This window comes from Leifsonia sp. KNZ12-8B (genome assembly GCF_056755495.1).
The window spans coordinates 1-14,625 of the sequence record NZ_JBPGXM010000103.1 but is presented as its reverse complement, the minus strand read 5'-3'; the positions used below and the strand labels follow the sequence as shown (position 1 = coordinate 14,625).

At 73.3% G+C, this 14,625-nt stretch carries 14 protein-coding genes and 1 pseudogene; 9 read left to right on the top strand and 6 right to left on the bottom strand.

The genetic code is table 11. The annotated features are described in order from the left end of the window. The coding region (locus ACR9ZG_RS14070) for a dihydrolipoamide acetyltransferase family protein (protein WP_481285470.1) at positions 1 to 752 on the top strand (752 nt) is incomplete at its 5' end. Positions 753 to 802: 50 nt separating this feature from the next. Here ACR9ZG_RS14070 and dapD read toward each other — a convergent pair. Further along, entirely contained in the window at positions 803 to 1,813 is a 1,011-nt protein-coding gene (dapD, locus tag ACR9ZG_RS14065) for a 2,3,4,5-tetrahydropyridine-2,6-dicarboxylate N-succinyltransferase (RefSeq protein ID WP_481285469.1), read from the bottom strand. Positions 1,814 to 1,830: 17 nt separating this feature from the next. Between dapD and dapE the strand changes: the two genes are divergently transcribed. From dapE to ACR9ZG_RS14050, 3 genes are all read left to right on the top strand, one after another. Next, entirely contained in the window at positions 1,831 to 2,913 is a 1,083-nt protein-coding gene (gene dapE / locus ACR9ZG_RS14060; RefSeq protein WP_481285468.1) for a succinyl-diaminopimelate desuccinylase, read from the top strand. Further along, positions 2,882 to 4,129 (top strand): hypothetical protein, encoded by a 1,248-nt coding sequence (locus ACR9ZG_RS14055; protein WP_481285467.1) that lies wholly within the window; start codon positions 2,882 to 2,884, stop codon positions 4,127 to 4,129. The genes dapE and ACR9ZG_RS14055 overlap by 32 nt, the downstream gene beginning before the upstream one ends. A 103-nt stretch (positions 4,130 to 4,232) precedes the next feature. Continuing rightward, entirely contained in the window at positions 4,233 to 4,406 is a 174-nt protein-coding gene (locus ACR9ZG_RS14050; protein WP_021764147.1) for a DUF3117 domain-containing protein, read from the top strand. Between the two features lie 83 nt (positions 4,407 to 4,489). On the opposite strand, the gene ACR9ZG_RS14045 is transcribed toward ACR9ZG_RS14050, so the two are convergent. Continuing rightward, positions 4,490 to 5,122 (bottom strand): O-methyltransferase, encoded by a 633-nt coding sequence (locus tag ACR9ZG_RS14045; RefSeq protein WP_481285466.1) that lies wholly within the window; start codon positions 5,120 to 5,122, stop codon positions 4,490 to 4,492. A gap of 78 nt (positions 5,123 to 5,200) precedes the next feature. Here ACR9ZG_RS14045 and ACR9ZG_RS14040 point away from each other — a divergent pair, with 78 nt between their 5' ends. The 3 genes from ACR9ZG_RS14040 to ACR9ZG_RS14030 are packed head-to-tail and all read left to right on the top strand — an operon-like array spanning position 5,201 to position 8,483. Next, on the top strand, positions 5,201 to 5,569 hold the full coding sequence (locus tag ACR9ZG_RS14040; protein ID WP_481285465.1) for a twin-arginine translocase TatA/TatE family subunit: 369 nt from the start codon (positions 5,201 to 5,203) through the stop codon (positions 5,567 to 5,569). A gap of 42 nt (positions 5,570 to 5,611) precedes the next feature. Then, entirely contained in the window at positions 5,612 to 6,994 is a 1,383-nt protein-coding gene (locus ACR9ZG_RS14035) for an MFS transporter (RefSeq protein WP_481285464.1), read from the top strand. Continuing rightward, a complete protein-coding gene (locus ACR9ZG_RS14030; protein WP_481285463.1) occupies positions 6,981 to 8,483 on the top strand; it encodes a pyridoxal phosphate-dependent decarboxylase family protein in 1,503 nt (500 codons plus the stop codon). Before ACR9ZG_RS14035 ends, ACR9ZG_RS14030 begins: the two co-directional genes overlap by 14 nt. A 140-nt stretch (positions 8,484 to 8,623) precedes the next feature. On the opposite strand, the gene ACR9ZG_RS14025 is transcribed toward ACR9ZG_RS14030, so the two are convergent. The 3 genes from ACR9ZG_RS14025 to ACR9ZG_RS14015 are packed head-to-tail and all read right to left on the bottom strand — an operon-like array spanning position 8,624 to position 11,598. Further along, on the bottom strand, positions 8,624 to 9,775 hold the full coding sequence (locus tag ACR9ZG_RS14025; protein WP_481285462.1) for a P-loop NTPase: 1,152 nt from the start codon (positions 9,773 to 9,775) through the stop codon (positions 8,624 to 8,626). Continuing rightward, a complete protein-coding gene (locus ACR9ZG_RS14020; protein ID WP_481285461.1) occupies positions 9,768 to 10,289 on the bottom strand; it encodes a DUF1003 domain-containing protein in 522 nt (173 codons plus the stop codon). Before ACR9ZG_RS14020 ends, ACR9ZG_RS14025 begins: the two co-directional genes overlap by 8 nt. Beyond that, on the bottom strand, positions 10,276 to 11,598 hold the full coding sequence (locus tag ACR9ZG_RS14015; RefSeq protein ID WP_481285460.1) for a magnesium transporter MgtE N-terminal domain-containing protein: 1,323 nt from the start codon (positions 11,596 to 11,598) through the stop codon (positions 10,276 to 10,278). Before ACR9ZG_RS14015 ends, ACR9ZG_RS14020 begins: the two co-directional genes overlap by 14 nt. 57 nt (positions 11,599 to 11,655) lie before the next feature. On the opposite strand from ACR9ZG_RS14015, the pseudogene ACR9ZG_RS14010 reads away from it, so the two are divergent. Then, a pseudogene (locus ACR9ZG_RS14010) lies at positions 11,656 to 11,922 on the top strand (YflT domain-containing protein); the annotation flags it as partial. A 525-nt stretch (positions 11,923 to 12,447) separates the two neighbouring features. Here the strand turns inward: ACR9ZG_RS14010 and ACR9ZG_RS14005 are convergent. Further along, positions 12,448 to 14,070: an aminopeptidase P family protein gene (locus ACR9ZG_RS14005; protein ID WP_481285459.1), complete on the bottom strand. Its 1,623-nt coding sequence runs from the start codon at positions 14,068 to 14,070 to the stop codon at positions 12,448 to 12,450. A gap of 24 nt (positions 14,071 to 14,094) precedes the next feature. Between ACR9ZG_RS14005 and ACR9ZG_RS14000 the strand changes: the two genes are divergently transcribed. Next, a partial coding sequence (locus ACR9ZG_RS14000; RefSeq protein WP_481285471.1) for a PHP domain-containing protein occupies positions 14,095 to 14,625 on the top strand: 531 nt, incomplete at its 3' end.

Below are 14,625 nucleotides of genomic sequence, written 5' to 3'. Positions count from 1 at the left end.
CGGCCCCCGCGCCGACCACGGCCTCCGCCTCCGCCCCCGCCGCGACCTCCGCCCGCGAGCGCCGCATCCCGATCAAGGGCGTGCGCAGAGCGACGGCCGACGCGATGGTGCGCAGCGCCTTCACCGCGCCGCAGGCGACCGTGTTCCTGACGGTCGACGTCACGCCGACGATGGAGCTGGTGGAGCGGCTGCGCGCGCGTCCCGAGCTCGCCGACGCCCGGCCCGGCCTGCTGGCGGTGGTCGCCAAGGCGCTCTGCCTCGCCCTCCGCCGCACCCCGGCGGCCAACGCCCGCTGGGACGAGGCAGCGCAGGAGATCGTCGAGCTGGACGACGTGCACCTCGGCATCGCCGCCGCGACGCCGCGGGGCCTGCTCGTCCCGGTCATCCGCGACGCGCACGCGCGCGACCTCGGCGACCTGGCGGGTGCGATCCGCGCCCTCGCCGAGACGGCGCGCGCGGGCAGGACGCCGCCGGCCGACCTCAGCGGCGGCACGATCACGATCACCAACGTGGGCGTGTTCGGTGTCGACGCCGGCACGCCCATCCTGACCCCGGGGGAGGCCGCGATCCTCGCGCTCGGCGCCGTGCGTCGGCAGCCGTGGGAGCACGACGGCGGCATCGCGCTGCGCCAGGTGGTCACGCTCGCGCTGTCGTTCGACCACCGGATCGTGGACGGCGAGCAGGCGGCGCGGCTCGTCGCCGACGTCGGCCGCGTGCTGGCCGATCCGGGGTCGGTGCTGACGCTGGTGTGAGCGCCGCCGTGATGTGCGCCGCAGCGACGTGTGCGGCCGGGGGCCGGCGCCTAGGCGTGCAGCGCAGCGTTGAGCTCGACGCCCTGGCCGGCCCTGCGCAGCACCTCGACGGCGCCGGTCAGCGAGTTGCGGCGGAACAGGAGGCCGGCGACACCCGACAGGTCGGCGGCCTTCACCGTCTGCGGGCGTCCGTCGGCGGTGGGCGGAGCATCGGCCAGCACGACCTTGGTGCCCGCGGTCACGTAGAGGCCGGCCTCCACGATCGAGTCGTCGCCGATGGAGATGCCGATGCCGGAGTTCGCGCCGAGCAGCGACCGCTCGCCGATGGAGACGCGGTGCGTGCCGCCTCCGGAGAGCGTGCCCATGATGGAGGCGCCGCCGCCGATGTCGGAGCCGTCGCCGACCACCACGCCCTGCGAGATGCGGCCCTCGACCATGGAGGCGCCCAGCGTTCCGGCGTTGTAGTTGACGAAGCCCTCGTGCATGACCGTGGTGCCCGGCGCCAGGTGCGCTCCGAGGCGCACGCGCGACGCGTCGGCGATGCGGACCCGCTCGGGCGTCACGTAGTCGAGCAACCGCGGGAACTTGTCGACGCCGGTCACGTGGATGCCCGCGCGCTGCAGCGCCGGCCGCAGCCGGGCGAGGTCGGCCGGGAGGACCGGTCCGGCGTTCGTCCACGCCACGATCGGCAGGTGGCCGAAGATGCCGTCGAGGTTCACGGTGTTGGGCTGCACCAGCAGGTGCGAGAGCAGGTGCAGGCGCAGGTACGCGTCGGACGTGGAGGCGGGAGGCGCATCCAGGTCGATCTGCACGGTCACGATGTCGACGCGCACGTTGCGGCGGCGGTCCTCGGTCGCGAGCTCCTCGAGCTCGGCCGGCGCGATCCAGGGGTCGCGGCCCTCGGGGATGCGGCCGAGCCGCGGCTCCGGGAACCACGTGTCGAGCACGGTGCCGTCGCCGGCGATCGTCGCGAGGCCGTAGCCCCAGGCCGAGCGCGTGGCGGCGGAGCCGGCGGGGTCGGTCGAGGGCGCGGCGGATTCGGAGGGAACGGCGGAAGGCATGCCTCTAGATTAGTAGCGTGCCTCTCGACCTCACCGCGTCCTCCATCGACCTGACCCGCCAGCTCTGCGACATCGAGTCGGTCTCCGGCAACGAGCGTCCGCTCGCCGACGAGATCGTGGCCGCGCTGCAGGGTCTCGACCACCTCGAGATCATCCGCGACGGCGACACGGTGGTCGCCCGCACGAACCTCGGCCGCGAGCGCCGGGCCCTGATCGCCGGCCACATCGACACCGTGCCGCTGAACGGCAATCTCCCGACGCGGTTCGAGACCGACGGCGGCGTGCGCTACCTGTGGGGCCGCGGGACGGTCGACATGAAGGCCGGCGTCGGCGTGCAGCTCAAGCTGGCGGCCGAGCTCACCGACCCCGCGATCGACATCACGTGGATGTGGTACGACCACGAGGAGGTCAACGCCGAGCTCAACGGCCTCAACCGGCTCGCCCGCAACCGGCCCGACCTGTTCACCGGCGACTTCGCGATCCTCGGCGAGCCGAGCAACGGCGTCGTCGAGGGCGGCTGCAACGGCAACCTCCGCGTGGAGGTGCGGGCCTACGGGCTGCGCGCGCACTCGGCCCGCGGCTGGGTCGGCGACAACGCCATCCACAAGATCGCGCCCATCCTCGACACGCTCGCGTCGTACCGGGCACGAGAGGTCGAGGTCGACGGGCTCGTCTACAAGGAGGGCCTGAACGCCGTCGGCATCTCGGGCGGGGTCGCCGGCAACATCATCCCGGACGAGGCGATGGTGCACATCAACTACCGCTTCGCCCCCTCCTGCAGCTCGGAGGAGGCGATCGAGCACATGCGCGAGCTGTTCGGCGACTACGAGATCACCGTGGTCGACCGCGCCGACGGCGCCCGCCCCGGCCTCGACGCGCCGCTCGCGCAGGAGTTCGTCGCGGCCGTCGGCGGTGTCGCGAAGCCGAAGTACGGCTGGACGGACGTCGCCCGGTTCAGCGCGCTCGGCATCCCCGCCGTCAACTACGGCCCGGGCGACCCGCTGAAGGCGCACGCCGACGACGAGCGCGTCGACGTCGAGCAGATCGTCGCGGTCGAGGCCGGTCTCCGTGCCTGGCTCACCGGTTCCCGCGAGCACTGACTCCAGCGCGCCCGCGGTCGAGGCCCGGGCGCCCTGGTGGAGGCTGTGGTGGGTCCGCGTGCTCGCGGTGTTCGCCGCGAGCCGGGTCGCGACGACCGTCATCCTCCTGATCTTCGCCGCGAACCAGGGGCAGAACCCGTGGACGGGGCCGCGGCCGGACTACTTCTCGTACGCGACCATCTGGGACGGCCTCTGGTACAACATCGTCGCCGTCTCGGGTTACCCGTCGGTGCTGCCGTACACGGACGGCGTGCACGTGGGCGAGAACGCGTGGGCCTTCATGCCGGGATACCCGGCCCTCGTCGATGCCGTGATGTTCCTCACCCGGCTGCCGTGGTCGCCGGCGGCGGTGCTGGTGTCTGTCGTGTGCGCGGCGGGGGCCGCGCTGGTGTTCTACCGGCTGATGCTGCGGGTCGGACTCTCGGCCTCCACCTCCCTGTTCGCGGTCACCCTGTTCTGCGTGGCGCCGGTGTCGCCGCTGTTCCAGGTGGCGTACGCGGAGGCGCTGTACCTGCTGCTGCTGGTGACCTCCCTGCTGCTGCTGGTCGAGCGGCGGTACGCGGTGCTGTTCCCCGTCGTGCTCGCGATGGCGTTCACCCGGCCGAGCGGGCTCGCGTTCGCCCTCGCGCTCGCGATGCACGTCGGATACCGCTGGATGCGCCGCGAAACCGACCCGTTCCCGGTGCGCGACCGCGTGCTGAGCGTGTCGCTGACCGTCTTCAGCGGACTGGCCGGGCTCGCGTGGCCGGCGATCGCCGCGGTCGCCACCGGATCGTGGACCGCCTACACCGACACCGAGCTGGCCTGGCGGGCGCCGTACATCGGGTACACGCACCTGGTGCCGTTCGCCTCCTGGTTCCAGGGGGCCGATTGGTGGGCGAGCGTGATGCTGGGGGTACCGGGGTGGATCGGCGTGATCGCGCTGGTGCTGCTCGTCGCGATCTACGCGGTGCTGCTGTTCTCGCCGGCGGTGAAGCGGCTGGGGCCGGACATCCGGTTCTGGGTCGCCGCGTACTCCCTGTACCTCTTCGCGGTGTTCTTCCCGCAGTCGAGCACCTTCCGGCTGCTGATGCCGCTGTTCCCGCTGCTCGGGGCGGTCGCGATGCCGCGCAACCGCTGGTACCGTGCCGGCCTGGTGCTGCTGTTCCTGGCCCTCCAGGTGGGGTGGATCGCGATCTGCTGGGGCGTCGACGGGGCCGACTGGTCGCCGCCGTGATCCCGCCACGGGGTAATGGCCCAGCGGATTCCGGCGACACGTGATTTCCACACCCCGTGCCGAATGTCGGATAATGGAGGGACATCCACGAAAGGGGAGCTGCATGGCGGCCATGAAGCCGAGGACCGGGGACGGGCCGATGGAGGCTGTGAAGGAGGGACGGCTCATCATCGTGCGTGTGCCGCTCGAGGGTGGCGGACGTCTCGTCGTCTCCGTCAACGACGCGGAAGCCAAAGAACTCCACGATGCGCTGGCGAGCGTGGTGAGCGCCTCCTAGCCAGCCGTCGAGTACAGGAAAAATGCCCGGAATCATGACGATTCCGGGCATTTTTCCTGTATTCGGAAGCTGCTCTGGAGCCGCTATGGGGTCAGCTTGGTGATCTGGAGGAGGCCGTCGCCGGCGGGGGAGAGCGCGCTGATGACGGCGCCGGAGGCCGCGGTCTCGGTGATGAGCGTGCGGAAGCCGGTCGCGATCTCGTCGCGCGCGGCCGGGTCGGCGACGCGTCCGCGCCACAGCGCGCGGGCGACGAGCACCGTTCCGCCCGGCCGCACCAGGCGCAGACCGTGCTCGACGTACTCGATCACCGACTGCGGGTCGGCGTCGACGAAGACGATGTCGTACGAGTTCTCGTTCATCCGCGGGAGCACGTCGAGGGCACGGCCAGGGATGAGTCGCACGCGGTTCGACGGGGCGCCCGCCTCGGTGAAGAAGGCGCGCGCGTGCTGCTGGTGGTCGACCTCCAGGTCGATGGAGGTCAGCTGCGCCTCCGGGCTGCCGCTGAGCAGCCACAGTCCCGACACGCCGACGCCCGTGCCGATCTCGACGATGTTCTCGGCGGCGGTGGCCGCCACGACGACGGCCGCCTGCGCACCCGTGCTCGGCGGGATCGGGTCGATGCCGAGCTCGAGGGACTGCTGGCGGGCCCGCAGGATCACCTCGCTCTCGACGATCACGTCGTCGGCGAATCTCCAGTTCGAGTCCTTCTCAGACACAGCGCTCCCTCACTTCCGGTCCAGGATACGGTGCCGGGTTCCAGCATCCGTGCAGCGCCGGGCGGTTATCCTCGACATGTGCTCGGGCTGACCTTCGACAAACTCCTCATCGTGGCGGTGATCGCCGCGTTCGTCATCGGTCCCGAGCGCCTGCCGACCTACGCGGCCAAGCTCGGCGGCCTGGTGCGCTCGCTGCGCGACTTCGCCAACGGCGCGAAGAGCAGGATGCGCGAGGAGATGGGCCCCGAGTTCGACGAGGTCGACTGGAAGAAGCTCGACCCCCGGCAGTACGACCCGCGCCGCATCATCCGCGAGGCGCTGCTGGACGACTCGCCGGCGACCGAGCCGGGCGCGATCAAGCCCGTGACCCAGTCGGCGTACGCGCAGCGGGCGGCGCGGGTGCTCCCGGCCGGCGCCGTGCCGCCCTTCGACAGCGAGTCGACCTAGCCGTTCCTCCGGCGGCGCGTCCGCATCCACTACGCTGCGGACATGATCGCAACGGAGCCGTCGCTCGATCGGGCGACCGTCGCGCGGTACGCCGTCGGCTCGCTCGGCACGGGCGGCTTCGCCACCCTGCCCGGCCTGGTGCTCGTCTACTACCTGACCGACACGCTCGGCGTCGCCGCTCTGGCGGCCGGAGCGGTCGTCACGGTCGCGAAGATCTGGGACGTCGTCATCGACCCGGTCATCGGCGCACGCAGCGACCGCATGCTCGCCGTGCGCGGCTCCCGCCGGCCGGCGATGGTGCTCGGCGCGGTCGCGCTCCCGGTGTTCTTCCTGCTCACCTTCCTCGTGCCGCCTGGCACGCCCGCTCCCGTCGCCGCGCTGTGGGTGATGCTGGCCTTCCTGCTGACGGCGACCGCCTTCAGCCTGTTCCAGGTGCCGTACATCGCGCTGCCGGCGGAGCTGGCCTCCGGGTACGACGAGCGCACCCGGCTGCTGACGTGGCGCGTGGTGGTGCTGACCTTCGCGATCCTGCTGTTCGGCGCGGGAGGCCCGGCCCTGCGGTCGCTCGGCGGCGGCAACGACTTCGCCGGCTACGCGCTGATGGCGCTCGTGGCGGGCGTCGTCATCGGGGCGGGGATGCTGGTGTCGACCGCCGTCGCGCCGCGCGGACTCCCGGCCGCCGTGCCTCCGCCGCGCGAGGGCGTGCTCGTGACGCTGCGGTCGAACTATGCGGCGGGCGTGCGCGTGCTGCGCGAGAGCGGGCCGTTCCGGGCGCTGCTGTCCGCGTTCCTGCTGCAGGGGCTGGCGACGGGGATGATGCTGGCCGGCGCCAACTACGTGGCGACGTGGGTGCTGCACTCGGAGGACGCGGTGACGCTGCTGTTCCTCGCGCTCATCGCGCCCGCGCTGGTCGTGGCGCCGCTGTGGGGCGTCCTGGCCCGGCGCATCGGCAAGGAGCGCGGCTTCCGGCTCGCCTCGGCGCTGTTCGCGCTGGCGGCGCTCTCGATGATCGGGCTGCTGTGGGCGCCCGGCGCGTGGGTCTACGTGCCCGTCGCGGTGGCGGGCGCCGCCTACGCGGGGATGCAGTCCCTCCCGATGGCGATGCTCCCCGACGTGATCTCGCACGACGCCCGCAGCCGCGGCGCCGCCGACCGTGCCGGGACCTTCGGCGGGATGTGGACCGCCGGCGAGACGACGGGCATGGCGCTCGGAGCGACGGCGCTCACCATCGTGCTGGCCGTCACGGGATACGTCGCGCGCAGCGCCGACCCCTCGGCCGTCGTGGCGGGCGCGACGCAGCCGGACAGCGCGGTCGCGGGCATCGTGGTGGCGTTCAGCATCATCCCCGCGGCGATCGTCGCGCTCAGCCTCGTGCCGCTCGCCCGGTACCGGCTCCGCAGGGAGGACATCGATGGTCTCGTTTGACGCGCAGGCGATCCTCGCCCGGCTCGCGGCCCTCCGGTCGGCGGACGCCCCGACCCACGGCGGCCGCGTGCTCAGCTACGTCTACGACTCCGGTGTCGCCGCGATCGACGAGCTGGCGACGGAGGCGATGCGGCTCGTGCAGCCGGTCAACGGGCTGGATCCCACCACCTTCACCTCGGTCGCCGTGATGGAGCGGGAGGTCGTCGGCTTCGCCCGCGAGCTGTTGCACGGCGGCGACGACGTGGTCGGATCGGTGACCTCGGGAGGCACGGAGTCGTGCCTCCTCGCCGTCAAGACCGCGCGCGACGCCTGGCGTGCCGCTGCGGCATCGCACGGCGACGCATCGGGGAGCCGCCCACGCATCCTGGCGCCGGTCACCGTGCACGCCGCGTTCCACAAGGCGGCCGGGTACTTCGACCTCGACCTCGACCTGGTGCCCGTCGACCCGGCGACCGGGACGCTCGACCCGGCCCGGCTGATCGAGCGCCTCGGCCCGGACGTCGCCCTCGCGGTCGTCTCGGCACCCTCCTATCCCTTCGGCACCCTCGACCCGGTGGAGGAGGTGGCAGCCGCCTGCGACGAGGGCGGCGTCGCCCTGCACGTCGACGGCTGCATCGGCGGCTGGATCCTGCCGTTCTGGCGGTCGGCCGACGGCGGCGCGCTGCCGCTCTGGGACTTCCGGCTGCCGGGCGTGACCAGCGTCTCGGCCGACCTCCACAAGTACGGCTACGCCCCGAAGGGCGCGAGCGTGCTCCTGCAGCGCGGCCGGGACCGGCAGCGGCGGCAGTACTTCGCGACGACCGGCTGGCCGGGCTACCCCGTGGTCAACCCGACTCTGCTCGGCTCGAAGTCGGCCGGCGCGCTCGCGGCCTCCTGGGCGATCGTGCAGGCGCTCGGCGCGCGGGGCTTCGCCGAGCTGGCGGAGTCGTGCCGCCGGTCGACGCTCGCGCTCGCCGACCTCGTCGCCGACATCGAGGGGCTGCGCGTGCTCGGCGCGCCGACCGGGCCGCTCCTCGCCATCACCACCGACGACGCCCTCCCGCCGGAGCGCCGGGTCGATCCGCACCACTGGGCCGACCGGGCCAGGCGGCGCGGCTGGCACCTCCAGCTGCAGCCGGGGCTGACGCAGCCAGACGGCACGCACCTGCCGCACACGACGCACCTCACGGTGACGCCGGTGACCGGGTCGCGGCTGGACGAGCTGGAGGCGGCGCTGCGGGCCTCCGCGGACGACGCGCGCGGCGTGCCACCGGTCGACGCGGAGGCGGTGCTGGCGCAGCTGCCGGGTGCGGCCGGCCTCCCGCCCGCCGCACCGGACGCGGAGACCGCCGCCGGACTGCTCGGCGCGCTGGGCCTCGCCGGCGGCGACGGCGACGGCGGCCTCCCGCCCGAGCAGGCGCCCCTCCTGGCCCTCATCGAGGCGCTGCCGCGCCCGGTCACCGAGCGCCTCCTGATCGAGCTCCTCGCCCGCATCGTCGAGCCCCGCTGACCGGCCCTGCCCACGGGCCGCCGCCGGCCGCCGCTGGCCGCCGAGTACAGGAAAAATGCCCCCGATCCGGGCGGATCGCGACGATTTTCCTGTGCTCGGCGGCTGGCGGCCGGCGGCCGGCGGGGCCGGGGGCGCGCGGGTCAGCGCAGCGAGAGGCCCAGTTTGCGGCCGGCGAGGCCGCGCGAGCGGGTCGCGAGGCGCTCGGCGACCGCGCGGATCGCCGCGGCGGCCGGGTCGGCGGGGTCGGTGACGACGATCGGCGCACCCGCGTCGCCGCCCGCGCGCAGCGCGATGCTGAGCGGCACCGAGGCGAGCAGCGGCACCTCCTCGTCCTGCCCGGCCGACAGCCGGCGCGCGACCTCCGCCCCTCCGCCGCTGCCGAACAGCTCGAGCACCGAGCCGTCGGGCTGGGGGAGGCCGGCCATGTTCTCGATGACGCCCACGACCTTCTGACCGGTCTGCCGTGCGACGACGCCGCTGCGCTCGGCCACGTCGGCGGCGGCCGGTTGCGGGGTGGTCACGACGAGCACCTCCGCACCGGGGAGGAGCTGGCCGACCGAGATGGCGATGTCGCCCGTGCCGGGCGGCAGGTCGAGCAGCAGCACGTCGAGGTCGCCGAAGAAGACATCGGTGAGGAACTGCTGGATCGTCCGGTGCAGCATCGGGCCGCGCCAGGCGACCGCCGCCGAGGCGGAGTCGACGAACATGCCGATCGAGACCACCTTCACCCCGTAGGCGACCGGCGGCAGGATCATGTCGTCCACCCGGGTCGGCCGCGGCGCGACGCCGTGCTCGTCGGTGAGGCCCAGCACGCCGGGGATGGAGAAGCCGTGCACGTCGGCGTCCACGATCCCGACGCGCAGCCCGCGCTCGGCGAGGGCGACGGCGAGGTTGGCGGTCAGCGTCGACTTGCCGACACCGCCCTTGCCGCTCGTGACGGCGTAGACGCGGGTCAGCGAGTCCGGGCCGAACTGCGGGCCACGGGAGGCGCGGCCGCCGCGCAGCCGCTCGGTGAGCGCCTTCCGCTCCGCCGGCGTCATGACCCCGACGTCCACCGTCACTCCCGAGACGCCGGGCACGCTCGCGGCGGCCGCGCGGACATCCCGCTCGATCGCGTCGGCGGCCGGGCAGCCCACGATCGTGAGCTTCACGCCGACGGTCGCGTGCCCCTCCGCCGAAACATCGACGCCGGAGACCATGTCGAGCTCGACGATCGGCTTGCGGATCTCGGGGTCCAGCACGGCGCCGAGCGCGCGCTCGACCTCGGTGCGCAGCGCTGTCGTGTCAGGCACGGGCCTTGCCGCCCTCGCCCTCGCGCTCCTCCAGGTCTTCGAGCAGCGCGCGCAGCTCTGCGCGGATGAAGTCCTTGGTCGCCATGTCCTTCACCGCCAGCCGCAGCGCGACCACCTCGCGGGCGAGGTACTCGGTGTCGGCGAGGTTGCGCTCCGCGCGCTGGCGGTCCTGCTCGATCTGCACCCGGTCGCGGTCGTCCTGCCGGTTCTGGGCGAGCAGGATGAGCGGCGCCGCGTACGACGCCTGCAGCGACAGCACCAGCGTCAGGGCGATGAAGCCCAGCCCGGCCGAATCGAACCGCCACGATTCGGGCAGGAGCGTGTTCCACAGCATCCAGGCCACCACGAACGCCGTCAGCCCGAGCACGAACCACGGCGTGCCCATGGCGCGCGCGATCCACTCGGTGAAGCGGCCGAACCGGTCGTTCTGCTCGACGGGGCCGCGCCGGCCGAGCACCGGCGTCCGCAGTCCCTTGGGGGCGTCCAGCCGCGCGTCGTCTCTACCTCGTGCCACTTCCGCCCCTCCTTCCGTTCACGATGCGGATGCTGCCGGTCTCGTCGGACGGGCCCTGTCGTTTGACGGGCGCGTCCTCTTCTTGACTTCGCCAGTCGTCGGGGAGCAGGTAGTCGAGGATGTCGTCGATGGTCACCACCCCGACGAGTCGGTGCTTCTCGTCCACGACCGGGACCGAGACGAGGTTGTAGCTGGCCAGGATGCGCGAGACCTCGGCCGCGGAGGTGTCGGCGGTGACCGGCTCCAGGCTGGGGTCGAGCAGGGTGCCGAGGCGCACGTGCGGCGGGTAGCGCAGCATCCGCTGGAAGTGCACGACGCCGAGGAACCGGCCGGTCGGCGCCTCGTACGGCGGGAGCGTCACGCAGACGGCGGCGCCGAGCGCCGGGGCGAGCTCGTGGCGGCGGATGAGGGCGAGGCCCTCCGCGACCGTCGCGTCGGCCGACACGATGATCGGCTCTGTCGTCATCAGGCCGCCCGCGGTGTCGGGGGCGTAGCTGAGCAGGAAGCGCACGTCCTGCGCCTCCTCCGGCTCCATCAGCTCCAGGAGGTGCTCGCCGCGCTCGTCCGACAGCTGCGCGATCAGGTCGGCGGCGTCGTCGGGCTGCATCTGGTCGAGCACGTCGGCGGCGCGGTCGTCGTCGAGCTTGGTGAGGATCTGCACCTGCTCGCTCTCCGGCATCTCCTCCAGCACGTCGGCGAGGCGGTCGTCCGGCAGCTCTTCTGCGACCTCGAGCATGCGCTGCGGCGGGAGGTCGAGCAGCGTGTTCGCGAGGTCGGCGGGCTTCAGCTCGGAGTACGTCGCGATGAGCTGCTCGGCGGACTGCGCGGCGCCGCGCTCCTGCTTCTCGCGCACCTCGTTCCACGAGACGAGCGTGGTCGGCCCCTTGCCGAACGGCGATGCTCCCACCTTCGGCCGGCGGACGAACAGCTGGCTCACCGCCCACTCGCCGGTGGGCGACTCCTCGATCGCCACGTCCTCCACGGTCGCCTCGCCGCTGCCGTCCGCGAAGACCACCCGCCGGCCGAGCAGCTCGGCGATGACGCGCACCTCGCCGCCGCGCTGCTCGAAGCGGCGCACGTTGATGAGCCCGTTGGTGATGATCTGGCCGCTGGAGATGCTGGTCACGCGCCCGATCGAGAGGAAGACCCTGCGCTTGCCGGGGATCTCGACGACCAGCCCGACGACACTCGGCGGGTCGTTCTTGCGGTACACCACGAGCACGTCGCGCACGCGACCGACCCGGTCGCCGACCGGGTCGAAGACGCTGGTCCCGGCCAGCCGGGCGACGAAGATTCTGCTCGGGCTCACGTGTAATAACCTATGCCCTTCCCGCCGCAGCGGCCCTGACAATGGGATGATGGCGGCATGACGACACCCAGCCCCATGGGCGGCCGCAATCGCATCCTCTTCCCGACCCTGCCGCGAGGGGAGGTCGTGGCGACCTTCGAGACCTACCCCGAGGCCCAGGAGGCGGTCGACCTGCTCGCCCGCGCCGACTTCCCGGTCGACAAGGTCTCGATCGTCGGAAGCGACCTGAAGAGCGTCGAGCGCGTCACCGGCAAGCTGACCTGGGGCCGGGTGGCCCTCGCGGGCGCCGCGTCCGGGGCGTGGCTGGGCATCTTCTTCGGGCTGCTGCTCATCATCTTCTCGCCGACGGTGAGCCTGGCGTTCGTGTTCGCCGCCGTGCTGATCGGCGCGGGCTTCGGCATGCTGTTCGGCATCGCCTCGTACGCCATCAACCGCCGCCGCCGCGACTACACCTCGGTGATGCAGGTCATCGCGACGAGCTACTCCGTGCTCGTCGACTCGGACCTCGTCAACCGGGCCCGCAACCTCCTCGCGGGCGGGGGAGCGGGTGGAGGCGCGGCCGCGCCGGTCGGCCCGGCCGCCCCCGGGCTGCCGCCGCCGCCGCAGCACCCGAGCGCCCCGCCGCCCGCGCCGCCCCGCCCCCCCCCCCCCCCCCCCCGCCGGCCGCTCCCGAGCCGCCGGCGGGGCCGCAGCCTCCCGCAGCGCCCGAGCCGCCGACCGCGCCGCCGTCGGGTCAGCAGCCGCCGGCGCCGCTCGCCTAGCCCTCCCGAACGCACATCTGCGCCAAATCTCGGTACCGAGCGCGTCAGAACCGCGATTTGCGCCGAATCTCAGGACGGGGCGCGGGGATCAGCGCGCGCTCAGGCGCTGCACCCACGCCTCCACATCGTCGGCCGTGCGCGGGATGGCGATCGAGAGGTTCTCGGCGCCGTCCTCGGTGACGAGGATGTTGTCCTCGATCCGCACGCCGATGCCGCGGAAGCGCTCGGGCACGGTCAGGTCGTCCGGCTGGAAGTACAGGCCGGGCTCGATCGTGAAGGTCATGCCCGGCTCCAGCACGCCGTCGAGATAGAGCTCGCGGCGGGCCTGCGCGCAGTCGTGCACGTCGAGGCCGAGGTGGTGGCTGGTGCCGTGGACCATGTAGCGGCGGTGGTGCTGGTTGTCCGCCTCCAGCGCCTCCTCGGCCGAGACCGGCAGGAGGCCCCACTCGGCCGTGCGCCGCGCGATGACGCCCATCGCCGTGGCGTGGATCTCGCGGAACCGGATGCCGGGGCGCACGATCGCGAACGCCGCGTCCGCCGCCTCCCGCACGGTCTCGTAGACCAGCCGCTGCGTCTCGGTGAAGCTGCCGTCGATGGGGAAGGTGCGGGTGATGTCCGCGGTGTAGTAGCTGTCGACCTCCACACCGGCGTCGAGCAGGATCAGGTCGCCTGGCACCACCGGCCCGTCGTTGCGGGTCCAGTGCAGGATGCAGGCGTGCGGGCCGCTCGCCGCGATGGTGTCGTAGCCGACCGCGTTGCCGTCGGCGCGGGCGCGCCCGTTGAAGACGCCCTCCACCAACCGCTCGCCGCGGGGGTGCACGGTGATGCGGGGGAGGTCGGCGATCACGTCGTCGAAGCCGCGCGCGGTGGCCGCGACGGCGGCGCGCAGCTGGCCGATCTCGTACTCGTCCTTGATCAGCCGCAGCTCGGAGAGGTCGCGGGCGAGCCGGTCGTCCTCCGAGTGGTCCTCGGGGTCGCGGTCGCCGTCGGTGTCGTCCCACAGCAGCATGCGCGCGGCGTCCACCCGGTCGGTGATGCCGGGGTCGGCCTCCCGCAGCACGACCGTCTCGCCGTCGGCCTCGTCGAGCAGCGCGCCGACCTCGGCGATGCCGCGGGTCGGGAGGTCGAGGTCGGCGGCGACCTGGGCGAGCGAGGGGCGGGGGCCGATCCAGAACTCGCCGATCTCGGGGTTGGCGTAGAACTCGTCGGAGTCGCGGCCGGCGCGCTCCCGGAAGTACAGGGTCGCCTCGTGCCCGGCGGCTGTCGGCTCCATGACCAGCACGCTGCCCGGCTCGGAGTCGGAGCCCCAGCCGGTGAGGTGGGCGAAGGCGGAGTGGGCGCGGAACGGGTAGTCGGTGTCGTTGGAGCGCTGCTTGAGCCGGCCGGCCGGGATGATCAGCCGCTTGCCGGGGAAGAGCTCGGAGACGCGGGCGCGGCGGGACGCGGCGTACGCGGCCTGCTCGCGCGGCGCGGGGAGCACCTCCGGGCGCTCGGCCCAGCCGCTGCCGATGTACTCCTTGAACCGGTCGGAGCCCGGCGTGGTCGAGCGGTTGGCGGTCGCACGCGGTGCGGCCTCCGGCTCGACGGCCGTGGCGTCCGGCGTGACGTCGGGCGTGGCGTCGGTGGTGGCGACCGCGGCCTCGTCGGCGGCGGCGGCGCCCTCGGCGGGCGCGGTGGACGGGGTGGAGGGCTGCGACGACATGGCGACCATTCTCCCACTCCTAGGATGGTGTCCATGGTGGAGAAGCGACGGTTCCGGGGTCCCGTCGACCTGCACACGCACTCGAGCGTGTCGGACGGCACCCAGACCCCCGCCGAGCTGGTGCGCTCGGCCGCCGCCGCCGGTCTCGGCACCGTCGCCCTCACCGATCACGATTCCACCGCGGGGTGGGCGGAGGCGGCAGGCGCGGGCCGCGAGCACGGCGTCACCGTCATCCCCGCCATGGAGCTCAGTACCCGGATCGAGTTCGCCAGCGTCCACATGCTCGGCTACCTCTTCGACCCGGAGAACGAGGCGCTCGTCGCCGAGACGCGCCGCATCCGCGAGGGCCGCATGCGCCGGGCGGAGGACATGGTGCGCCGCATCGCCGAGGACTACGACATCACCTGGGCCGATGTCATGGCGCAGGCGACCGAGGGTGCGACCGTCGGCCGCCCGCACATCGCCGATGCGCTCGTGGCGCGCGGGCGAGCGCGCGGCCCCCCCGCCCCCCTAGCCCGCCTCCCGGCCCGGCGCACCCGCGGCGTCCCCCCCCCCAACCCCCCC

What these genes read in the sequence shown, in the direction of transcription:
- dapD (WP_481285469.1), bottom strand. Translation starts at nt 1,813, where the DNA reads ATGCCTTCCGCCGTTCCCTCCGAATCCGCCGCGCCCTCGACCGACCCC.
- ACR9ZG_RS14050 (WP_021764147.1), top strand. Translation starts at nt 4,233, where the DNA reads ATGGCGGCCATGAAGCCGAGGACCGGGGACGGGCCGATGGAGGCTGTG.
- ACR9ZG_RS14035 (WP_481285464.1), top strand. Translation starts at nt 5,612, where the DNA reads ATGATCGCAACGGAGCCGTCGCTCGATCGGGCGACCGTCGCGCGGTAC.
- ACR9ZG_RS14030 (WP_481285463.1), top strand. Translation starts at nt 6,981, where the DNA reads ATGGTCTCGTTTGACGCGCAGGCGATCCTCGCCCGGCTCGCGGCCCTC.
- ACR9ZG_RS14005 (WP_481285459.1), bottom strand. Translation starts at nt 14,070, where the DNA reads ATGGTCGCCATGTCGTCGCAGCCCTCCACCCCGTCCACCGCGCCCGCC.